This window comes from Streptomyces sp. NPDC015220 (assembly GCF_043079345.1).
GTDB lineage: Bacteria > Actinomycetota > Actinomycetes > Streptomycetales > Streptomycetaceae > Streptomyces.
This window is the reverse complement of sequence record NZ_JBIBUK010000005.1, coordinates 326711-347802: the sequence shown is the minus strand read 5'-3', so window position 1 is coordinate 347802 and position 21092 is coordinate 326711. Positions and strand designations below refer to the sequence as shown.

Genomic DNA, 21092 nt, shown 5'->3' with positions numbered 1-21092 from the left:
ATGAGGGCGGCCCGCCGCCTGTGGATAACCCACCTGCGACGGGCCGTTCGTGACGTTTGCACGGGGGATGTGCGCGCGGTCCGCGACGGGTTCCGGCCGGGCCGCCCTCGGGGCGCGGTCAGACGGCGGCCTTCTTCAGGCGGCGCCGCTCGCGCTCGGACAGGCCGCCCCAGATGCCGAAGCGCTCGTCGTTGGCGAGGGCGTACTCGAGGCACTCGGAGCGGACCTCGCAGGCGAGGCAGACCTTCTTGGCCTCGCGGGTGGAGCCGCCCTTCTCGGGGAAGAAGGACTCGGGGTCGGTCTGGGCGCACAGCGCGCGCTCCTGCCAGCCGAGTTCCTCGTCCGCGTCGTCGACCAGCAGTTGCTGCACCAGCTCGGTCATGTGCGCCCCTCGTCTGTCTTTCGCGTCCCCGTGATGTAGCCGTTACCGATAGCGGCCGAACGACACGAGTGAAATTACAAGTGTGCTGCTCCGGGCGAGTCAAGCCGAGATCTGCTATTGGGCCCCTTATTCACTCTGCGGAACCAAGGCCATGCGGAAAGTGTTCAAATCGGCATAAACCTTGACACACTGCTGGGGCCCCGAGGGCTTCCCGTCCCGCGCGGGACCCCGACGGAGTCCGCACGGGCAAGGACGCCAACGCCTTCGATCTCGTTCCGACACGCGCACCGAAGCGACCCTGATCACAATCGGATCACGGGATGACAACGGGGCTTGCGTGCCCGGCATGTGCCGCATGTGTCCCGCTCTCCCCGTGCGCAAACCTTTCACCTGCGAGATGAACCGGATGAGGTGAAACATGTCCCACATTCCGGGCGTCGAGTTGACACTGAAGGTGTGAGCCGCTGTCCTAGTGGGCATGCTCGCGAACTCGGCACTCACCTCGACCCGCACCGCCGGGTCCCACGGTGCTGCCCGCGCTCGCTGTAGCTGTCGCTGTTCCGGCTGTTGAGCCTCGCGCGCACGCGCGCTCCAGCCGTCGTCCGTGCCCCCCGCGGCCCGGGCGTCCCGTTCCCTCCGGCCAGCCCTCCCCCGAGGAACCACCGCACCCATGAACAGCGACAGCGACCTCCAGATCGCCGGCGACATCCTCGAAGTCCCCCACCTCCTGCGGGCTCCGCGCGAGCACCCGGCCACCGTGGCCGAGTTCGCCGGCCTGGCCCGCTCGATCGCGGCCGACCGCGCCCAGTGGGAGCACCTGGTCCGCTACGACGCCACGACCCGCTGGTACCACCGGCTGCGCACCGGGCCGGGCTACGAGGTGTGGCTGCTGTCCTGGGTGCCCGGGCAGGGCACCGGACCGCACGACCACGGCGGCTCCTCCGGTGTGCTGACCGTCCTGGAGGGCACGCTGACCGAGCACACCGGGCGCGGCACGCGCGCTCTGGAGGCGGGCGCGCAGCGCGTGTTCGCGCCGGGGTACGCGCACGAGGTCGTCAACGACGCGCTGCGGCCGGCGGTCAGCCTGCACGTCTACTTCCCGGGCCTGACCGAGATGCCCATGCACGCCCCCGCCCGGTGCGCCGGGGCGGCGTACGGCACGGCGGACGCCGCGGACCCGTACGACTCGGCGGCCGCCGTCAACGTGTGAGCCCGCACGGTACGACCGCGTGCCGCGTTGTCGTACCCGCCTGCCAGACTTGGGTGCATGCGGATTGTGGTTCTGGCAGGCGGCATCGGTGGTGCCCGGTTCCTGCGCGGTCTGAAGCGGGCCGTGCCGGACGCGGACGTCACGGTCATCGGCAACACCGGCGACGACATCCACCTCTTCGGGCTGAAGGTCTGCCCGGACCTGGACACGGTGATGTACACGCTCGGCGGCGGCATCAACGAGGAGCAGGGGTGGGGCCGGGCCGACGAGACCTTCCATCTCAAGGAGGAACTCGCGGCGTACGGCGTCGGGCCCGAGTGGTTCGGGCTCGGTGACCGGGACTTCGCCACGCACGTGGTGCGCACCCAGATGCTCGGCGCGGGATATCCGCTGAGCGCGGTGACCGAGGCGCTGTGCGAGCGGTGGAAGCCCGGTGTGCGGCTGATCCCGATGACCGACGACCGGGTGGAGACCCATGTGGCCGTCGAACTGGACGGCGAGCGCAAGGCGGTGCACTTCCAGGAGTACTGGGTGCGGCTGCGGGCGTCGGTGCCGGCCGAGGCGGTCGTTCCGGTCGGCGCGGAGCAGGCCAAGCCGGCGCCGGGGGTGCTGGAGGCGATCGCCGCGGCGGACGTGATCCTCTTCCCGCCGTCCAACCCCGTCGTCTCCGTCGGCACCATCCTCGCGGTGCCCGGCATGAGGGAGGCGATCGCCGACGCCGGGGTGCCGGTGGTCGGCCTGTCCCCCATCGTCGGGGACGCGCCCGTGCGCGGGATGGCCGACAAGGTCCTCGCGGCGGTGGGCGTGGAGTCCACGGCCGCCGCGGTGGCCGAGCACTACGGTTCGGGGCTGCTCGACGGCTGGCTCGTCGACACGGTGGACGCGGCCTCGGTGGAGCGGGTCGAGGCCGCCGGGATCCGGTGCCGGGCGGTGCCGCTGATGATGACCGACGTCGACGCCGCCGCCCGGATGGCGCGGGACGCGCTGGCGCTGGCCGAGGAGGTGCGGGGAGCGTGAGCGGTACGCCGTCGGCAGACGTCCCGGGCACCGGGGCGGCGCCCGCCTTCCGGGTGTGGGCCGTGTCCGGGATCCCCGAGGTGACCGAGGGCGCCGACCTGGCCAAGCTGATCGCCGGCGCGGAGCCGGGACTGGCCGACGGGGACGTGCTGCTCGTCACCTCGAAGATCGTCTCCAAGGCGGAGGGGCGGGTCGTCGAGGCGGCCGACCGGGAGGCCGCGATCGACGCCGAAACCGTGCGGGTCGTGGCGCGGCGCGGACCGCTGCGCATCGTGGAGAACCGGCAGGGGCTGGTCATGGCCGCCGCCGGGGTCGACGCCTCCAACACCCCCGCCGGCACCGTGCTGCTGCTGCCCGAGGACCCCGACGCCTCCGCTCGGGCCATCCGGCAGGGCCTGCGGGACGCGCTCGGCGTCGATGTCGCCGTGGTCGTCACCGACACCTTCGGCCGCCCCTGGCGGGCCGGACTCACCGACGTCGCCATCGGCGCCGCCGGTCTGCGCGTCCTGGACGACCTGCGCGGCGGCGCGGACGCGCACGGCAACCCGCTCAGCGCCACCGTCGTCGCCACCGCCGACGAACTCGCCGCCGCGGGCGACCTCGTCAAGGGCAAGGCCGCCGGGCTGCCGGTGGCCGTGGTGCGCGGCCTGCCGCACGTGCTGACCGGGGACCACGGGGCCGGCGCGCGGGCCCTGGTGCGTGACGCGCGCGACGACATGTTCCGGCTCGGGACCTCCGAGGCCGTACGGGAGGCGGTGACCCAGCGGCGTACCGTGCGGGCCTTCACCGACGAACCCGTCGACCCCGGCGCGGTACGGCGCGCGGTGGCCTCGGCGGTGACAGCGCCGGCGCCGCACCACACCACGCCGTGGCGGTTCGTGCTCCTGGAGTCCGCCGGGGCGCGGACCCGGCTGCTCGACGCCATGCGCGACGCGTGGATCGCGGACCTGCGCCGGGACGGCAGGAGCGAGGAGTCGATCGCCAAGCGGGTCCGCCGCGGCGACGTGCTGCGCAACGCGCCGTACCTGGTGGTGCCGTGCCTGGTCATGGACGGCTCCCACACGTACGGGGACGCGCGGCGCGACGGCGCCGAGCGGGAGATGTTCGTGGTCGCCGCCGGCGCCGGGGTGCAGAACTTCCTGGTCGCGCTGGCCGGGGAGCGGCTCGGGTCGGCGTGGGTGTCCTCGACGATGTTCTGCCGGGACGTGGTGCGCGAGGTGCTGGGGCTGCCGGCCGACTGGGACCCGATGGGCGCGGTCGCGGTGGGGCACCCGGCGGAGCCGCCGAGGCCCCGGGCGGAGCGGGACGCGGAGGCGTTCGTCGTCTCCTTGTGAGGAGCGCCGGCTCCTGGTGCCGCGCGACCGCCTACGCTCGTAGGGCATGCCCGCGGCGCACCGCTCGCCGGGCTCCTCCTTACTCAGGGATCACATCCGTGGCAGGCCGTTTCGCTCCCCGCCCGACGCGTACCACCGTGCGCGGCGGGCATGTCGCCGTGCCCGCCGGCGCGGTGCCGCGGCAGGCCGACGGGGAGGGGCGGGCACGCGTCTGGGAGCCGGACGGCCCGCTCGACCTGGGGCTGGTGCTCGGGCCGCTGCGGCGCGGGCCGGGCGATCCGACGTTCCGCGCGCTGCCCGACGGGTCCGTGTGGCGGGCCTGCCGTACGCCGTTGGGGCCGGGGACGCTGAGCGTCCGCGCGCGGGGCGCGCAGGTGCGCGCACAGGCCTGGGGGCCGGGAGCCGAGTGGCTGCTGGAGCGGTTGCCCGAACTGCTCGGGGCCGCCGACGACCCGTCCGCGTTCGAGCCGCGGCACCGGCTGCTCGCGCTGACCCGGCACCGGCGGCCGGGGCTGCGGCTGACCCGGACCGGGCTGGTGCTGGAGTCGCTGATCCCGTCGGTCCTGGAGCAGAAGGTCACCACCGTCGAGGCGTACGCGGCGTGGCGGACGCTCGTACGCAAGTACGGGGAGCCCGCGCCCGGACCGGTCCCGGTGCCGCTGTACGTCATGCCGGCGCCGCGGGCCTGGGCGCTGATTCCCTCCTGGGAGTGGCACCGGGCCGGGGTCGACGACAAGCGGGCGTCCACGGTGCTGCGGGCGGTGCGGGTCGCCGCGCGGCTGGAGGAGGCGGCGCGGATGCCCCCGGCGGCGGCGCGGGAGCGGCTGGAACTGGTGTCCGGGATCGGGCCGTGGACCTCCGCGGAGACCGTGCAGCGCAGTCACGGCGCGGCGGACGCGGTGACCGTCGGCGATCTGCATCTGCCGGGGATCGTGGGGTTCGCGCTGGCCGGGAACCGGGACGCGGACGACGCGGAGATGCTCCGGCTGCTGGAGCCGTACGCGGGGCAGCGGCACCGGGCCGCCCGGCTGATCCTGCTGAGCGGGCGGATGCCCGAGCGGCGCGGGCCCCGGATGACGCGGGGCGACATCGGGCGGTTCTGACCCGTCGCGGGCGGGCGCCCGCGTCGGTGCCGTCGGCCGGGTGCGGGCGCGGGGCTACTGGTCCGAGGAGAAGCGGACCGCTCCCGCCGGGATCCTCGCGTCGCACCAGATCCGCGCGCCGTCCCGGAGTTCGTTGTCGGCGCCGACGACCGCGCCGTCGCCGATGACCGTGCCGGTGAGGACGGAGCGGGTGCCGATGCGGGCGCGGGTGCCGATGAGGGAGTCGGTGATGACGGCGCCGGGCTCGATGACGGCGCCCGGCAGGATCGTACTGCCGCTCACGCGCGCGCCCTCGGCGACGAACGCGCCCTCGCCCACCACCGTGCCGCCGGTCAGCTTGGCGTCGGGGGCGACGATCGCCGTGGGCAGGACGAGGCGGTCGCCGCAGCGGCCGGGCACGGCCGGGGAGGGGGCGCGGCCCAGGACCAGGTCGGCCGAGCCGCGGACGAAGGCGGCCGGGGTGCCCAGGTCCAGCCAGTAGGTGGAGTCCACCATGCCCTGGAGGTGGGCCCCGGCGGACAGCAGGTCGGGGAAGGTCTCGCGTTCCACCGACACCGGACGGCCCTGCGGGATCGTGTCGATGACCGAGCGGCGGAAGACGTACGCGCCCGCGTTGATCTGGTCGGTGACGATCTCCTCGGGGGTCTGCGGTTTCTCCAGGAAGGCCAGGACCCGGCCCGTGCCGTCGGTGGGGACGAGGCCGTACGCCCTCGGGTCCGTCACCTGCGTCAGGTGCAGGGAGACGTCCGCGCCCGTCTCCTCGTGCGTGCGCACCAGCGCGCGGATGTCCAGGCCGGTCAGGATGTCGCCGTTGAAGACGAGGACCGGCTCGTCCGGGCCGGAGTGCAGGCGGTCGGCGACGTTGCGGATGGCTCCGCCGGTGCCCAGGGGCTCCTCCTCGGTCACGTACTCCAGGTGGAGCCCGAGCGCGGAACCGTCGCCGAAGTGCGGCTCGAAGACCTCGGCCAGGTAGGACGTGGCCAGCACGATGTGCTCGACGCCCGCCGCCCTCGCCCGTGCGAGCTGGTGGGTGAGGAAGGGCACGCCCGCCGCCCGCACCATGGGCTTGGGGGTGTGCACCGTGAGCGGACGCAGCCGGGTGCCCTTGCCGCCGACCAGGAGGATCGCTTCTGTCACCTGTCGTCTTCGCTTCCTGCCGGGACCGGCCGATCTGTCCTTCGGCCGGCCAGTTTATGCAGACCGCCGCGCGGCGCCGCGACGCAGACCGCCGTACGTCCTCGCGCGGCTCCACCGGCTCCGCGCAACTCCGTGCGGCGGCCGTGCGGCTGCGTGCCGCGCTCCGTGTGCGGCTGCTCCGTCCGGCTCCGGCCTCAGCGCCCCTGGTAGCGCGCCGCGGCGGACCGGGCCGTGCCGAGCTTGCCGTAGAGCTGCCGGCCGGGGCAGTCGGTGGCGAAGCCGTCCCGGTGACCGGAGATCACGTTCATGCGTACTTTCTTTCCTTTTTGGTAGAGGTTGCCACCGCCGGACTTCAGATATGTCTTTCCGCGCGGATTCATCCCGTAGAGGCCGACCTTCCAGGCGGTCAGCCGTGCCACGGCCGTGACGGCGGCCTTGGCGGGTCTGGTCCTGCCGAAGCTGCCGATGACGGCGATCCCCATGCTGTCGTTGTTGAACCCCATGGTGTGGGCGCCCAGCACCGGCTTGGCCACCCCGCCGGCGCGGCCCTCGTAGACGGTTCCGCACTTGTCGACGAGGAAGTTGTAGCCGATGTCGCGCCACCCCATGCTCCTGACGTGGTAGCGGTAGATGCTGCGGATGACCGAGGGCGCCTGGGAGCAGCCGTAGTTGTCGCCGGTCGCGGTGTGGTGGACGAACGCCGCCCTGACCTTCTTCGTGTAGACGAACCCCCGGGCGCGCAGCGACTCGTCGGCGCCCCAGCCCCGGCGCGTGACGATGCGCGGGCGCGGTCCGATGTACGGCCTGGCCCGCTGGCCCTCCGTCAGTTCGTCGCCGCGCAGGTCGAGCAGTTCCCGTTCGGTGTCCTCGCGGTCGAGTTCGGGGATCTCGGTGGCGCCGAGCGGGGCGAGGCCGAGGTTGGCGGCGGAGGCGGCGGTCGCCTCCTCGCTCGGCTCGCCGGTCCGCGACTGGTCGGGCCCGGGGCCCGCGGCCGGGGGCTCCCCGCCGGGGTCGACGAGTTCCAGGCCCAGCCCCTCGGGGAGCGGGACGGGCGGGTCGGCGGCGCCGTCCCCGGTGTCCGCGCGGACGTGGACGTCGACCCCGTCCGAGTCGCCCACCCACAGGGGTGCGGTGGCGCCGCGCACATGCCCGGTGGCTCGCTCGGCGGTGTCGGGGTCGGCCCCGTGGTCGGCGTTGTGGGTGTCGACCTCCTGCCAGCCGGACCAGGCGCCGGTGGCGGTGGAGCGGGTGCGGACCTGGACGCTGCCGTGCAGTTCGGCGCCGGGGTCGTCCCATACGACGCCGACCAGCGAGAAGTGCCGTACGTGCGCGCGGTACAGGCCCTGCGCCGGGGTTTCGGGGAGCGTCCGTTCGCCGGCCCGGCCCCCGGCGGGCGGGTCGAGGGGGGCCAGGGGCAGGGACTGGGTGCTGCCGGGTACGGCCGCCGGCTCCGTGGCGAGGGCCGGCCCGGAGGCCGCCGGTCTCACCGTGGCCGCGACCGCCGGGAGACCCGGGCCCAGGGCGAGGACGGCCGCGCCCGTGACACCGATCGAGGACACAAGGAATCCGTATCGACGCATGTTCCCGATCTTGAACATAGTCGTACAAATCTGTCCATCCGCGAACTGACGGTGCGTCGGTTCGCGCTGCGCCGAACCGGTGGCCGGTACCCGGCCCCCTCGGCGCCCGCGCGCGGTGCGCGGAGGGGGCGCCGCGTACGCTTGCGCGGGTGAGAGCCGCCGAACGCACCCCTGCCGACCTGCTGAGTTCCGCGCTCGCCGCGGACCCCGGGCGCCCCCTGGTGACCTTCTACGACGACGCCACGGGCGAACGCGTCGAATTGTCCGTGGCCACCTTCGCCAATTGGGTGGCCAAGACCGCCAACCTGCTCCAGGGAGACCTCGCCGCCGGACCGGGCGACCGGGTCGCGCTGCTGCTGCCCGCGCACTGGCAGACGGCGGTGTGGCTGCTGGCATGCTCCGCGGTGGGCGCGGTCGCGGACGTCGGCGGCGACCCGGCGGCGGCGGACGTCGTCGTCAGCGGGCCGGACACGCTCGAGGCGGCGCGCGCCTGCTCCGGAGAGCGCGTGGCGCTGGCGCTGCGGCCGCTGGGCGGGCGCTTCCCGCAGCCACCCGGGGGATTCGCCGACTACGCCGTCGAGGTGCCGGGGCAGGGCGACAGGTTCGCGCCGTTCGCCCCGGTGGACCCGGAGGAGCCGGCGCTGATCGTGGCGGGCGCGGAGTACACCGCGGCCGAGGTGGTGGAGCGGGCCCGCGCCGACGCCCCGGGGCTGGACCTGACGGGACCGGGCTCCCGGCTGCTGTCGGGGCTGGGGTACGACACCTGGGAGGGGCTGAGCGCGGGTCTCTACGCCCCGCTCGCCGCCGGCGGATCGGTCGTCCTGTGCCGGAACCTGGACCGGCTGGACTCGGACTCCCTGGCCAAGCGCATCGAGAGCGAACGGGTCACCGCGACGGCGCGTTGACCCGCGGCTCGCCACGACCGCGACGGCCCCGCGACCCGCGGGTCGCGGGCCCCTCGTCCGGTGTCCCGGGGGCCGGGCGGTTCCCCCGTCCGGCCCACCACCGCCTCCCACCCGCCCCCTCGCCGGGGCATGGTCGTAGGAACGGCACGGCGCGTTCGAACGGCAGGAGGGTGGGCGCTGAGGTGACCCGCGGGGCAGGTGGGCCGGACGGAGTGCCGAAGGACCGTGCCGGGACGGCGGCCGGGCCGGGGCTGGGCGCGTCGGCCACCGGGACCGGGCTGCGGCTGCGGCGCCGCAGGAACCGGCTGCGGGGCGGGGCGCTCGGGCTGGCCGTGCTCCTCGCCGGGGGCACGGGGGCCGGGCTGGCGGCGTACACCACCCTCAGCGGCAACATCACCTCCGACGAGGCGGCCGCGGCGGAGCTGCGGCGGTACGAGAGGGAACGGCCCACCGCCCTGGTCAAGGGCGCCCAGAACATCCTGCTGATCGGCTCCGACACGCGCTCCGGCACGGGCGACGAACGATACGGACGGGACTTGGGCACCGAGCGGTCCGACACCGTGATCCTGCTGCACCTGGCCGCCGACCGGCGCGGCGCCACCGCCGTGTCCCTGCCCCGGGACCTGATGGTGCGCGTGCCGAGCTGCCACCGCCCGGACGGCAGCAGCGCCGAGGCGGCGCTCACCGCGCTCAACCGCGCCTACGAGACGGGCGGTTCGGCCTGCACCGTCCGCACCGTGGAGAAGCTGACCGGCATCCGGATCGACCATCACCTCGTCGTCGACTTCAACGGGTTCAAGGAACTGGTCGACGCGGTCGACGGCGTCCAGGTGTGCCTGCGCGCGCCCGTCGACGACCAGGAGGCCGGGCTGCGGCTGCCGGCGGGCCGGGTACGGCTCGACGGCGAGCAGGCCCTCGGTTACGTCCGCGCCCGCAAGTCGCTCGGCGACGGCAGCGACACCGACCGGATGGAGCGCCAGCAGCGCCTCCTGGGCGCCCTCCTGGACAAGGCGCGCCGGGACGACGTCCTGCTGAACCCGTCCAAGCTCTACCCCGTCCTGAACGCGGCCACCTCGTCCCTGACCGCGGACCCGGCCCTGGCGAGCCTGCGCGGCCTGTACCAGCTCGTGCGCGGGCTGCGTGACATCCCCACCGAGCGGGTGCGGTTCCTTACCGTCCCGCGGAAGGCGTACGTCCACGACGCCAACCGCGACCAGCTCATGGAACCGGACGCCGGAAAACTGTTCGCCCGGCTGCGCGCGGACGAGCCGGTGGAGGTGGTGAAGAGGACTCCGGGAAATTCCGGGACGAAGGGCGGCAATTCTTCTGCGGCCGGGACCGCGGCCCCCTCTCGCCCTACGGCCCCGGCGGCCGCTTCGGCTTCGAGGCCCGCTTCGGCTTCGACATCGGCTTCGGCATCGGCGGAATCGAATTCACCATCGGAAGCGGTGCCTGCGGCGCATGCGCGCGCTCCCCATTCATTTACGCAGTCGGGCGACTACGTTCGGTATGTTTTCGAGAGCGTACCGAAGATCGGCGCACCGGGCGCGGCGTTCGGGAGCCCGCCCGCACCCGTACCGACCTTTACCGGCAGCACCGCCTCGCAGGACCCGTGCGGGTAAAGCCGCGACCAAAGGCGAACTTCTGTCCCGAGAAATGGGCGGATTGCCCGCTTGTAGGGACGTGCAATTCGTCACCGGCGTCGCTGAATGGTCAACCGGCCGGATAGTGTGAGCGATCCGGTGCTACCGGCCGCGAGGTCTCCCTGGGGTCGTGCACTGTGAGACCAGACCTGAGCGCCTTTAGGGGGAGGCGCCGCGTGGCCCCGACGGAGGATTCGGACAACCGTGGACGCGCAAGGCCGTGGGCGGGCGGAAGACATCGACCCCGCAGACCAGTGGGTGCTCAACCCGGACACCGGCGAATACGAACTGCGACTGGCGCCTTCCGCTCCGCAGTCGCCGATTCCCGGACCGCGCAGACCCGGCTCCCGCAGAGCCGGCGCGCCCGGCTCCGCGGGCGGCACACCGACCGGCGGCACGTCGGCCGACGGCTCGTCGGACGGCGCCACGCCGGCCGGCGGCAGGTCCGCGGGCCGCCGCGCCGCCGCGCCGGGGCGGCAGCAGACCCGTGAGGAGACGCCCGCCCGCGCGGTGCCGGGGCAGCGCCGCCGCCGCGGCACGCCGCCGCCGGAGCCGCCGCCCGGCAGGCGGGGCCGCCGGCCGGAGAAAAAGAAGAAGACGCGGACCAAGAAGGTCCTGATGTGGACCGGCGGCACCATGGCGTTCGTCCTGGTGGGCGCCGGCACGGCCGGCTACCTGATCCTCAAGCACCTCGAGGGCAACATCAGCAGCACGGACGTGGGCGCCGCGGCCAAGAACGGCTTCAGCAAGGACGAGGCCTTCAACATACTGATCATCGGCACCGACAAGCGGACCGGCGCGGGCAACGAGGGCTACGGCGACAAGGGCAGCGTGGGCCACGCCGACACCAACGTCCTGCTGCACGTCTCCAAGGACCGGACCAACGCGACCGCGCTGAGCATCCCCCGCGACCTGATCGTGAACGTGCCGGACTGCCCGACCAAGCAGTCCGACGGCACCGAGAAGGTCATCCCGGGCACCGACAAGGTGCGTTTCAACACGAGCCTCGGTCAGGACGGCCGCGACCCGGGCTGCACGATGCGCACGGTCAAGGAAGTCACCGGCATCGAGCCCGACCACTTCATGATGGCCGATTTCAACGCGGTGAAGACCCTGACGACCGCGGTCGACGGTGTGGACGTGTGCCTCAAGCACGCCGTCAAGGACAAGGACTCGCACCTCGACCTCCCCGCCGGACCCTCCAAGATCGAGGGCGAGCAGGCGCTGGCCTTCGTCCGCACCCGGCACAGCTGGGGCAACCAGGGCGACCTGGACCGGATCAAGGTGCAGCAGCAGTTCCTCAGCTCGCTGATGCGCAAGATGGCCTCCGGCGACACCCTCACCAACCCGGCCAAGCTGTACGGCCTGGCCGACGCCGCCACCAAGGCGCTCACCGTGGACCAGGGCATCGACAAGGTGGGCACGCTCAAGGACATGGCCCTGGAGCTGAAGAAGGTGCCGACGAAGAACATCTCCTTCATGACCGTGCCCGTGCTCGACAACCCGGCGGACGGCGTCGTGCACAAGACGGTCATCGTCGACCAGAGCAAGGCCCCCCCGGTCTTCGACGCCATCCGCGACGACGTCTCCTTCACCGAGGTGAAGAAGAAGCAGCAGGCGGCGAAGGACGCCGCGGCGGCCCGGCTCAAGGGCGCCAAGTCCGCGGCCTCCGATGTGCGGGTACGGATCCTCAACGGTGGGGCACCCTCCGGTTCCGCGCAGGACACCCTCACCTGGCTGCAGAACGACAAGGGTGTGCTCAAGTCCGAGAACGGGAGCAACGCGCCCGAGAAGCTCGACAGGACCACGCTCGAATACGCCCCCGACCAGGCCGACCAGGCCCGTGAGCTCGCCTCGCTGATGGGGCTGTCCGGGTCCGCGCTGAAGCCGGGCGAGAGCGTGACCAACTCGCAGGGGCTGCCCACGATGACGCTGACCCTGGGCAAGGACTTCAAGGGCGCCGGTGTGTCGCTCACCGCTCCGACGAAGGCGCCGGAGGTCGACAAGTCCACGGCGGACAAGGTTCAGTGCGCGAGTTGAGCGCACCGTGTGACCTGACGGGCCTGTCCTACGTCTAACACCGCGTAGGACGGGCCTGTTCGATGATAGGCATCAGGGTGGGGAGGATGGGGAGTTGACCCAGAGCGGTCTGCGCGGGGAGGGGCCTGCGGTCGATGAGACGATGCCGCTCGCGTCGCGGGGGGGCGGCGCGAGCGGCGGTCACGGTCGGCGTGGCGGCGGCAGCGGCCGGGGCGGCCGCGGCGCGGGAGGCAGACCTCCCAAGAGGCGGGTGCTGCGCTGGTCGGCGACGATTCTGGCGGTGGTCATACTCGGCACGGCCGGCGCCGGATACCTCTACTACGAGCACCTCAACGGCAACATCCGCAAGGGCGAGCGGGACAGCGGCGACTCCAAGGCGCAGAAGTCGAAGCCCAACGCGGCCGGCCAGACGCCGGTGAACATCCTGCTGATCGGCTCCGACAGCCGTAACTCCGACGCGAACATCGCGTTGGGCGGCAGCAAGGAGAACCGCGGCAACCCGCCGCTGGGCGACGTGCAGATGCTCATCCACCTGGCCGCGGACCGCAAGAGCGCCGCCGTGGTGAGCATTCCCCGCGACACCCGGGTCCAGATCCCCAAGTGCAAGGACTCCAAGACCGGCAAGGAGTACGCGCCGGTCGACACCATCATCAACGAGTCCCTGGCCCGCGGCGGCGCCGGCTGCACCCTCGCCACGTGGCAGAACCTCACCGGTGTGTACATCGACCACTGGATGACGATCGACTTCGCGGGCGTGGTGAGCATGGCGGACGCCATCGGCGGCGTCGACGTCTGCGTGAACCAGAACGTGTGGGACCGCTCGACGGCCGAACAGCGCGGCGGGTCCGGCCTGAAGCTGAGGGCCGGCACGACGAAGGTCCAGGGCGAGGAGGCCCTGCAGTGGCTGCGCACCCGGCACGCCTGGGGCAGTGACCTGATGCGGGCCAGGGCCCAGCACATGTACCTGAACTCGATGATCCGCACGCTGAAGGGCCAGAACGTCTTCACCGACACCGGCCGCCTGATGGACCTGGCCGAGTCCGCCACGAAGTCGCTCCAGGTCTCCGAGGAGATCGGCACCGTCAAGAAGCTGTACGACCTGGCGATGCAGCTCAAGACGGTCCCGACCGACCGCATCACCATGACGACCATGCCCAACGTCACGGACCCGCGGAACGACGACCACGTCGTACCGGACGGAGCCAACGCCGAGAAGGTGTGGAAGATGCTCCGCGACGACGTGTCCTTCGACAGCAACGGCAAGGAGTCCGACGCGCAGGAGGGGGGCGGGAAGAAGGACACGGACAAGGCGCCGGTCTCCGCGGACCCCGCGCACCCGGACGCCCAGATCGGCGTCATGGTGCAGAACGCCACCCGGACGTCCTCTCTCGCCCCGGTCTCCCACCGGGCCTCGGACATCAGTCAGGAGCTCGTGCGGAAGGGCTTCACCAGGGCCGCGGCGGACGGGTCGGTGACGCCGTCCGCGGACGGGACGGTCGTGCGCTATCCGAGCGCCGAACTGAAGGCCGACGCCGAGCGCGTCGCCAAGGCGCTGGGCATCCCGACGAGTTCGGTGGAGCAGTCGACCGACGTCTCCGGCGTCACCGTCGTCGTGGGCCCCGACTGGCGCGCGGGCCTCTCCTATCCCAAGGAGGCGGCGCCGAAGGCGGGGGACATCCCGGAGAACTCCGACGCCATCAACGGCGCGGACACCAAGCAGTGCATGGACGTGTACAAGCCCTATCAGTGGTAGCGGCCGGCGCCCCGTGCGAAGAGGGCCCCTCCCGTCGGAAGCGTCCGACGGGAGGGGCCCTCTTCACGGGTCTGGCCGCGGTGCCCGTGACGGGCGGCGCGGTGCTCAGCCGGAGGTGGTGACGACCGCCGGCCGCCGCGAGGCGATGACCCTCTTCGCCAGCGACTTCGGGCTGGTCAGGAAGCCGTACCCCCACGACATGTGCATGGTGGCCAGGGCGAGGGGTATCCGCAGCCGGGCCTTGGCCGGCAGGCCCTTGCCGGCCGGCACCGAACCGGCGGCGATCGCCGCCAGGTAGCCGCCGGGGATCACGAACGCCCAGGGCGTCAGGGCCGCGCCCACCACGATCCCGGCCGCCATCGCGCACACGGCGGTCGGCGGGGCGAGGTAGCGCAGGTTGATGGAGCCCTCGTGGTAGCGGGCGACGACGTGCCGCCAGCGGCCGTAGTCCTTGTACTGCTTGGCGAGCGCCCGCACGCTCGGGCGGGGGCGGTAGGAGACCCGCAGCTCGGGCGAGAACCAGATCAGGCCGCCCGCCTCGCGGATGCGGAAGTTCAGCTCCCAGTCCTGGGCGCGGATGAACTCCTCGTTGTAGCCGCCCTGCTGCTCCAGGGCCGCGCGTCGGAACACGCCCAGGTACACCGTCTCGGCCGGGCCTGCCTGGCCGCCGGTGTGGAAGGCCGCGTTGCCGACGCCGATCTTCGAGGTCATGGCGGCGGCGACCGCGCGCTCCCAGTCGTTCTCGCCCTCGGCGTGCATGATGCCGCCGACGTTCTGCGCGCCGGTCTCCTCCAGCAGCCGTACCGCCGTGGCGATGTAGTTCGGCGACAGCATCCCGTGGCCGTCGACGCGGACCACGATCGGATGGCGGGAGGCCTTGATCGCGGCGTTCAGCGCGGCGGGGGTGCGGCCGGTGGGGTTCGGGACCGTGTGCACGCGCGGGTCGTCGCGTACGAGCTCGGCGGCGATCTCGTCCGTGCGGTCCGTGGACGGACCCAGGGCGATCACGACCTCCATCTCGCCGGCGTACTCCTGCGCGAGGATCGCTTCGACGGCCCCGCGCAGATGCCGCTCCTCGTTGAGGACGGGCATGATCACAGACACGGCGGGGAACCGCACGTCGGGCTTGGCGTTCATCGGTGCTCACGTTACCGCGAACGGGGGACACCGGTGCGCGCCGCGGTGGCCACCGCACCGGTCAGCCGATCGTATGGCCCTACGGTGCTCACGGTGTCCACCCACGCCATAAGCGGAGGTGTCCCCCATGTCCACCACCTCGCCCCGGTCGCCCCGGCCGCCCGCGCCGCCGTCGCGGCGCGGGCCGCGGCAGACCCTCGCACCCGCCCGGCCGGACCGCATGCCGTACGCGCCCGTGCCGCGCCGCAGACCGCGCTGGGCCATGCGGGCGGCGACCACCCTGTCGGTGGTGGTGCTCGCCTCCGCCGGCATCGGGCACGCGGTGGTCTCCAGCCTGGACGCCGAGATCGGCCGGGTCGACCCGTTCCGGGACATGAAGAACCGCCCGCCGGCGGGCCACGGCATGAACGTCCTGCTGGTCGGCACCGACGGCCGTGACCGGATCAGCGAGCGGGAGCGGCGCGCCTACCGGCTCGGCGGACAGCCCTGCCACTGCACCGACACGATGATGATCGTGCACCTGTCGCAGGACCGGGAGCGGGCCAGCGTGGTGAGCCTGCCCCGCGACTCCTACGTCGAGCTGCCCGCCCACGTCGACCGGCTCACCGGCAAGCAGCACGGACCGCATCCGGTCAAGCTGAACGCGGCGTACGCGGAGGGCGGACCGAACCTCGCCGTGCGCACGGTCGAGGACATGACCCGCCTCAAGATGGACCACTACCTGGAGGTGGACTTCACCACCTTCATGCGGACCGTGGACGTCCTCGGCGGTGTCCAGCTGTGCACCGCCGCACCGCTGAAGGACAGCTACACCGGCCTGGACCTGCCCGCCGGTCCGCACACCCTCTCCGGCGGGCAGGCCCTGCAGTACGTCCGCTCCCGGCACGTCGACGGGGCCAGCGACTTCGGCCGCATGCAGCGCCAGCAGCGCTTCCTGGCCGCCCTGCTGGAGCGGGCGACCTCCTCCCGGGTGCTGCTGAACCCCCTGAAGTTCCGGGACGTGACGCGGGCAGTGCTGGGCTCGGTCCGCGCCGACAAGGGCTTCCACACCGACGAGCTGCTCGACCTCGGGCGGGCGATGCGGAACTTCTCGCCGTCCTCCTCGGAGTTCACCACCGTCCCGGTCGCGCAGGCGGCCTTCCCGGTCAAGGGCCTCGGCTCGACCGTGAAGTGGGACCCGGCCAGGGCGGAGCAGCTCTTCCGGGCGCTGCGCGAGGACCGCCCGCTGGCCGTGCGCAAGCCGTCCCCGCCACCGGACCCCGCCGCGACCGTCGAGGTCGCCCCGCAGCGGATCCGGGTCCAGGTGGAGAACGGCACCGGCACGGTCGGGCTGGGCAGGCGGGTGGACACGGCGCTGGCAGCGGCCGGCTTCGGCACGACCAAGGCGCCCGTCGACTCCAGGGAGCGCGCCGTCAGGCGGACCGCCGTGCTCTACGACCCCCGGTGGGACCGCTCGGCGCGGTCGCTCGCCGCCGCCCTGCCGGGCAGTGAGCTGCGGCCCGTGCCGGGGCAGGGCGCCACCCTCCGGGTGATCGTGGGGGCCGACCACCGCGAGGTGCGCAGGGTCCGGGTGGAGGACCCGGTGCGGCGCGCCGCCCGCGTGGTGCGGGGCGACGAGGTGGCGTGCGACTGACACCGGCGGGAGCCGGTAGGCGGTGGGAGGAGCCGGAGATCCGGTGCGACCCGAGCGACGATCGGAGCGGCGCCGGGGTCGTGCGGCCCGAGCGAAGACCGGAGCCGTCGGGGTCGTGCGACCCGAGCGAAGACCGGAGCCGTCGGGGTCGTGCGACCCGAGCGAAGACCGGAGCCGTCGGGGTCGTGCGGCCCGAGCGAAGACCGGAGCCGTCGGGGTCGTGCGGCCCGAGCGAAGACCGGAGCCGTCGGGGTCGTGCGAAGCGAAGACCGGAGCCGTCGGGGTCGATGCGCCCCCGGCAGCGAGGGAACAGCCGGGGGCCGGTGCGGCCCGGACGGCGGGTGCGTCCTCGGGGACGTCAGTCGGCGTAGCCCTCCGCGGCGCGCTTCTCCCGCAGTTCCTTGATGGCCCGGCGGCGGGCCAGGCGGTGGGTGCGGCGGATCTGGGCCTCCTCGTAACGCCGCTTGTCCCGTTCGGTCTCGGGCAGGACGGGCGGCACGGCGCGCGGCCGGCCGTCGGAGTCCACGGCCGCGAAGACCAGGTAGGCGGAGCCGACCTGGGTGGCCGGCGCCGACTCGTTCCAGCGCTCGGCCAGGACCCGCACGCCCACCTCCATGGAGGTCCGGCCGGTCCAGTTGACCTGGGCCTTCACATGGACGAGGTCGCCGACCCGGACGGGCTCCAGGAACACCATCTCGTCCATGGATGCCGTGACGGCGGGGCCGCCGCTGTGCCGGCCGGCCACCGCGCCCGCCGCGTCGTCGACCAGCTTCATGATCACCCCGCCGTGCACCGTGCCCAGGAGGTTGGTGTCGTTGTGGGTCATGATGTGGCTGAGGGTGGTCCGGGACGCCGAGGTCGGCTTGCCCGGGATGTCCGTGGTCCCGGATTCCGCGGTGGGGGCCTGATCTGTCATGGCCTCCACCTTATGCCGGGGCCGCGATCGGCCGGATATGTGTCAGCTTCGCAACAGCGGTGACCTTATTTCCCGACGGCCCTTGTAAGGCACACCGTGCGGCCCGGCACACTGGGCTCCATGAATGATTGGCCCGAGGGGTGGTCCGACGACAACCGCGGACCCCGGTACGGACGCGGCAGCGCCGGCGCGCAGCCGGAGGGCGCACGCGCGATGCGCCAGGTGCGGCGCGGCGGCCCGGCGGTACCGCCGCCCGGGCGGGGCGCCGGCAGGCCCGGCGGCCAGGCGCCCTCGGCGCCGCCGTACGGCGTTCCGCGGCAGCCGTCGTACGTCGACGGCGGCGAGGGTTACGCCGACGACGGCCGGGGATACGACAGCGGCTACAACACCGGCCAGGTCTACGGCGCCTCCGGCGGTGGCGGCCCGGCCGGTCCCGGCGGGTCCGCCCCCCGTGGTCCGCGGCCCGCGCCGAACTGGCGCCGGCGGATCAAGTGGACGGCGATATCCCTGGTCACCGTGGTGGTGGTGACGTCGGTCGCGACCTACTTCTGGGCCGACTCCAAGCTCAACCGCGACGTCGACCTGTCCAAGGTCATCGACCGGCCGGGGGCGGGCGAGGGCACCAACTACCTGATCGTCGGCTCCGACAGCCGGGACGGACTGTCCGCCGACGACAAGAAGAAGCTGCACACCGGCTCCGCCGAGGGCAAGCGCACGGACTCCATGATGATCCTGCACGTCGGGGACAACGGCGACACGCTGATCTCCCTGCCGCGCGACTCCGATGTGGAGATCCCGTCGTACAAGGGGGCCGAGTCGGGCAAGTCCTACCCGGCCACGGGACGGCACACCAAGCTGAACGCGGCCTACGCGGAGGACGGCCCGACGCTGCTGGTGCGGACCATCGAGTACAACACCGGTCTGCACATCGACCACTACGTGGAGATCGGTTTCGCCGGCTTCGCGAACATCGTGGACTCGGTCGGCGGTGTCGAGATGAACATCGACAAGCCCTTCAAGGACAAGTGGTCCGGCGCCGACTTCAAGGCGGGCAAGCAGACGCTCAACGGCGAGCAGGCCCTCGCTTTCGTCCGCACCCGGCACGCCTTCGCCGCCTCCGACCTCCAGCGCACCAAGAACCAGCAGAAGTTCCTGTCCGCGCTGGCCCACGAGGTGGCCACCCCGTCGACGGTCCTGAACCCGTTCAAGTTCTACCCGACGATGAGCGCCGGCCTGGACTCCCTGATCGTCGACAAGGACATGAGCCTGTGGGACCTGGCCTCCATGTTCTGGGCGATGAAGGGCGTCAGCGGCGGCGACGGCACCTCCATGAACATGCCGATCTCGGGCTCCACGGGCGGCAACCTCGTCTGGGACAAGGCGAAGGTCAAGACCCTGGTGGACCAGTTGAAGAACGACCAGAAGGTCACCGTCTCCGGGAACTGACCGGAAGCCCGCCGGACGACGACGTCAGCCGGACCGCAGGGCCCCGAGGCACGCGTGCCTCGGGGCCCTCGGCCTCTCCTCCGGCTCATGCCCGACCCGCGGGCCCGACCCGGACGAGAGGTCCCGGCCGTCGCGCCGGAGGGCGGGTCACATGCTGGCGCCCGCCATCGAACGGCACATTTCCGCGCAGCGACGACACGCCTCGGCGCAGCGCATCATCATCTTGTCGTCCGGCATGGACATACACGCCTCGGCGCACATGTCGCAGGCCTTGGCGCACAGTGCGCACATCTCGGTCGCCAGGGGCGAGCGGCGCATCATCATGTCCGCGCAACAGCGGGTCATCTCGGAGCAGTCCATGAGCGCGCGCATGATCTGCATCTGCGCCTGGCCGCCCATCTGCATGCAGGAGCTCATGGCCTCCTCGCAGATGGTGTGGCACGTCATGCAGGCGTCGACGCAGTCCTGCATCTCCTTGCTCATGGCGGGGGTGGTTCCGGGCTGGGTGTGGGTCACGGCTCCTCCTGCGGGGGACGAGAGGGCTCCGGGGCGAACCCCTTTCACCTCTGTCGTACGCCCGGCCGCCGCTCCCCGCCATCGGACGGACGCGCGGATCGAGCTGCGTCCGTCCGAGTGACGCGGGGTCGGCTTCCCCGCCCGGTCCGCCGGGCCCTACGGCAGGTTGCGGGCCATGACGATCCGCTGGACTTGGTTCGTGCCCTCATAAATCTGAGTGATCTTGGCGTCGCGCATCATGCGCTCGACCGGGTAGTCACGGGTGTAGCCGTAGCCGCCGAGGAGCTGGACGGCGTCCGTGGTGACCTCCATGGCGACGTCCGAGGCGAAGCACTTGGCGGCGGCGCCCTGGTAGGTGAGGTCGGCGTCGACGCGCTCGGAGGCGGCGGCGGCCTGGTAGGTCAGGGCGCGGGCGGCCGAGACCTTCATGGCCATGTCGGCGAGCATGAACTGGATGCCCTGGAAGTCGGCGATCGGCTTGCCGAACTGCTTGCGCTCCTTGACGTAGCCCTTGGCGTAGTCGAGGGCGCCCTGGGCGATGCCGAGGGCCTGGGCGGCGATCGTGATGCGGGTGTGGTCGAGGGTCTTCATCGCGGTGGCGAAGCCGGTGCCCTCGGCGCCGATCATGCGGTCGGCGGGGATGCGCACGTTGTCGAGGTAGACCTCGCGGGTCGGGGAGCCCTTGATGCCGAGCTTCTTCTCCGGGGCGCCGAAGGAGACGCCCGGGTCGGACTTCTCGACGACGAAGGCGGAGATGCCCTTGCTGCGCTTGTCGGGGTCGGTGACCGCCATCACCGTGTAGTACTCCGACACGCCCGCGTTGGTGATCCAGCGCTTGACGCCGTTGAGGACGTAGGAGTCGCCGTCGCGGACCGCCCTGGTCTTCATGCCGGCCGCGTCCGAGCCCGCGTCGGGCTCGGAGAGGCAGTACGAGAACATCGCGTCGCCCTTGGCGAGCGGGGTCAGGTACTTCTTCTTCAGCTCCTCGGAGCCGGAGAGGATCACCGGGAGCGAGCCCAGCTTGTTCACCGCGGGGATGAGGGAGGAGGACGCGCAGACGCGGGCCACCTCCTCGATCACGATGACCGTGGCGAGCGCGTCGGCGCCCGCGCCGCCGAAGCTCTCGGGGACGTGCACGGCGTGCAGGTCGTTCGCGACCAGGGCGTCGAGGGCTTCCTGCGGGAAGCGGGCCTCCTCGTCCACGGCGGCGGCGTGCGGCGCTATCTTCGCCTCGGCCAGCGAGCGGACGGCGTCGCGGAGCATGTCGTGCTCCTCGGACGGGCGGTACAGGTCGAAGTCAGCCGATCCGGCCAAGGTCTCTCACGCTCCAAAGACGACCA

Annotated in this window: 17 protein-coding genes; 10 read left to right on the top strand and 7 right to left on the bottom strand. The window is 72.6% G+C overall.

Features of this window, described 5'->3' with window-relative positions; translation table 11 throughout:
- Window positions 1-118: 118 nt before the first annotated feature.
- On the bottom strand, window positions 119-382 hold the full coding sequence (locus ACF061_RS15120; RefSeq protein ID WP_003975777.1) for a WhiB family transcriptional regulator: 264 nt from the start codon (window positions 380-382) through the stop codon (window positions 119-121).
- Window positions 383-1052: 670 nt separating this feature from the next.
- Here ACF061_RS15120 and ACF061_RS15115 point away from each other — a divergent pair.
- From ACF061_RS15115 to ACF061_RS15100, 4 genes are all read left to right on the top strand, one after another.
- Window positions 1053-1592 carry a cysteine dioxygenase gene (locus ACF061_RS15115; RefSeq protein WP_392267305.1) on the top strand — a complete coding sequence of 180 codons (540 nt, stop codon included), beginning with the start codon at window positions 1053-1055 and terminating at the stop codon, window positions 1590-1592.
- 57 nt (window positions 1593-1649) lie between these two features.
- Window positions 1650-2609, top strand: a complete 960-nt coding sequence (gene cofD / locus ACF061_RS15110; RefSeq protein WP_392267304.1) for a 2-phospho-L-lactate transferase — start codon at window positions 1650-1652, stop codon at window positions 2607-2609.
- On the top strand, window positions 2606-3943 hold the full coding sequence (locus ACF061_RS15105; protein ID WP_392267303.1) for a coenzyme F420-0:L-glutamate ligase: 1338 nt from the start codon (window positions 2606-2608) through the stop codon (window positions 3941-3943). The genes cofD and ACF061_RS15105 overlap by 4 nt, the downstream gene beginning before the upstream one ends.
- A 98-nt stretch (window positions 3944-4041) precedes the next feature.
- Complete coding sequence (locus tag ACF061_RS15100) at window positions 4042-5046, top strand: DNA-3-methyladenine glycosylase family protein (RefSeq protein WP_392267302.1); 1005 nt, start codon at window positions 4042-4044, stop codon at window positions 5044-5046.
- 54 nt (window positions 5047-5100) lie between these two features.
- On the opposite strand, the gene ACF061_RS15095 is transcribed toward ACF061_RS15100, so the two are convergent.
- Together ACF061_RS15095 and ACF061_RS15090 are read right to left on the bottom strand one after the other, a co-directional pair.
- Window positions 5101-6183, bottom strand: coding sequence for a sugar phosphate nucleotidyltransferase (locus ACF061_RS15095; RefSeq protein ID WP_392267301.1), 1083 nt, complete (start codon window positions 6181-6183; stop codon window positions 5101-5103).
- A 194-nt stretch (window positions 6184-6377) separates the two neighbouring features.
- Window positions 6378-7781, bottom strand: coding sequence for an N-acetylmuramoyl-L-alanine amidase (locus ACF061_RS15090; protein WP_392267300.1), 1404 nt, complete (start codon window positions 7779-7781; stop codon window positions 6378-6380).
- Window positions 7782-7912: 131 nt separating this feature from the next.
- Between ACF061_RS15090 and ACF061_RS15085 the strand changes: the two genes are divergently transcribed.
- The 4 genes from ACF061_RS15085 (at window position 7913) to ACF061_RS15070 (ending at window position 14104) form a co-directional block, all read left to right on the top strand.
- Entirely contained in the window at window positions 7913-8668 is a 756-nt protein-coding gene (locus ACF061_RS15085) for a TIGR03089 family protein (RefSeq protein WP_392267299.1), read from the top strand.
- Window positions 8669-8880: 212 nt separating this feature from the next.
- Window positions 8881-10290, top strand: coding sequence for an LCP family protein (locus tag ACF061_RS15080; protein ID WP_392267298.1), 1410 nt, complete (start codon window positions 8881-8883; stop codon window positions 10288-10290).
- A gap of 225 nt (window positions 10291-10515) precedes the next feature.
- Window positions 10516-12351: an LCP family protein gene (locus ACF061_RS15075; protein WP_392267297.1), complete on the top strand. Its 1836-nt coding sequence runs from the start codon at window positions 10516-10518 to the stop codon at window positions 12349-12351.
- A 142-nt stretch (window positions 12352-12493) separates the two neighbouring features.
- A complete protein-coding gene (locus ACF061_RS15070) occupies window positions 12494-14104 on the top strand; it encodes an LCP family protein (protein WP_392267333.1) in 1611 nt (536 codons plus the stop codon).
- A gap of 105 nt (window positions 14105-14209) precedes the next feature.
- Here the strand turns inward: ACF061_RS15070 and ACF061_RS15065 are convergent, their stop codons facing one another.
- Window positions 14210-15241, bottom strand: coding sequence for a glycosyltransferase family 2 protein (locus ACF061_RS15065; protein WP_392267296.1), 1032 nt, complete (start codon window positions 15239-15241; stop codon window positions 14210-14212).
- 127 nt (window positions 15242-15368) lie between these two features.
- Between ACF061_RS15065 and ACF061_RS15060 the strand changes: the two genes are divergently transcribed.
- A complete protein-coding gene (locus ACF061_RS15060; protein WP_392267295.1) occupies window positions 15369-16874 on the top strand; it encodes an LCP family protein in 1506 nt (501 codons plus the stop codon).
- Between the two features lie 358 nt (window positions 16875-17232).
- On the opposite strand, the gene ACF061_RS15055 is transcribed toward ACF061_RS15060, so the two are convergent.
- Complete coding sequence (locus tag ACF061_RS15055; protein WP_392267294.1) at window positions 17233-17790, bottom strand: acyl-CoA thioesterase; 558 nt, start codon at window positions 17788-17790, stop codon at window positions 17233-17235.
- Between the two features lie 120 nt (window positions 17791-17910).
- Here ACF061_RS15055 and ACF061_RS15050 point away from each other — a divergent pair, with 120 nt between their 5' ends.
- A complete protein-coding gene (locus ACF061_RS15050) occupies window positions 17911-19236 on the top strand; it encodes an LCP family protein (RefSeq protein WP_392267293.1) in 1326 nt (441 codons plus the stop codon).
- Window positions 19237-19383: 147 nt separating this feature from the next.
- Here ACF061_RS15050 and ACF061_RS15045 read toward each other — a convergent pair whose 3' ends face one another.
- Together ACF061_RS15045 and ACF061_RS15040 are read right to left on the bottom strand one after the other, a co-directional pair.
- Window positions 19384-19719, bottom strand: coding sequence for a four-helix bundle copper-binding protein (locus ACF061_RS15045; RefSeq protein WP_392267332.1), 336 nt, complete (start codon window positions 19717-19719; stop codon window positions 19384-19386).
- A gap of 189 nt (window positions 19720-19908) precedes the next feature.
- A complete protein-coding gene (locus ACF061_RS15040; RefSeq protein WP_392267292.1) occupies window positions 19909-21066 on the bottom strand; it encodes an acyl-CoA dehydrogenase in 1158 nt (385 codons plus the stop codon).
- Between the last annotated feature and the right edge of the window lie 26 nt (window positions 21067-21092).

Excerpts from the sequence above, each read along its gene's own strand:
- ACF061_RS15120 (WP_003975777.1), bottom strand. The coding sequence starts at position 382 with ATGACCGAGCTGGTGCAGCAACTGCTGGTCGACGACGCGGACGAGGAA.
- ACF061_RS15115 (WP_392267305.1), top strand. The coding sequence starts at position 1,053 with ATGAACAGCGACAGCGACCTCCAGATCGCCGGCGACATCCTCGAAGTC.
- cofD (WP_392267304.1), top strand. The coding sequence starts at position 1,650 with ATGCGGATTGTGGTTCTGGCAGGCGGCATCGGTGGTGCCCGGTTCCTG.
- ACF061_RS15090 (WP_392267300.1), bottom strand. The coding sequence starts at position 7,781 with ATGTTCAAGATCGGGAACATGCGTCGATACGGATTCCTTGTGTCCTCG.
- ACF061_RS15070 (WP_392267333.1), top strand. The coding sequence starts at position 12,494 with ATGCCGCTCGCGTCGCGGGGGGGCGGCGCGAGCGGCGGTCACGGTCGG.
- ACF061_RS15065 (WP_392267296.1), bottom strand. The coding sequence starts at position 15,241 with ATGAACGCCAAGCCCGACGTGCGGTTCCCCGCCGTGTCTGTGATCATG.
- ACF061_RS15060 (WP_392267295.1), top strand. The coding sequence starts at position 15,369 with ATGTCCACCACCTCGCCCCGGTCGCCCCGGCCGCCCGCGCCGCCGTCG.
- ACF061_RS15055 (WP_392267294.1), bottom strand. The coding sequence starts at position 17,790 with ATGACAGATCAGGCCCCCACCGCGGAATCCGGGACCACGGACATCCCG.
- ACF061_RS15050 (WP_392267293.1), top strand. The coding sequence starts at position 17,911 with ATGAATGATTGGCCCGAGGGGTGGTCCGACGACAACCGCGGACCCCGG.
- ACF061_RS15045 (WP_392267332.1), bottom strand. The coding sequence starts at position 19,719 with ATGAGCAAGGAGATGCAGGACTGCGTCGACGCCTGCATGACGTGCCAC.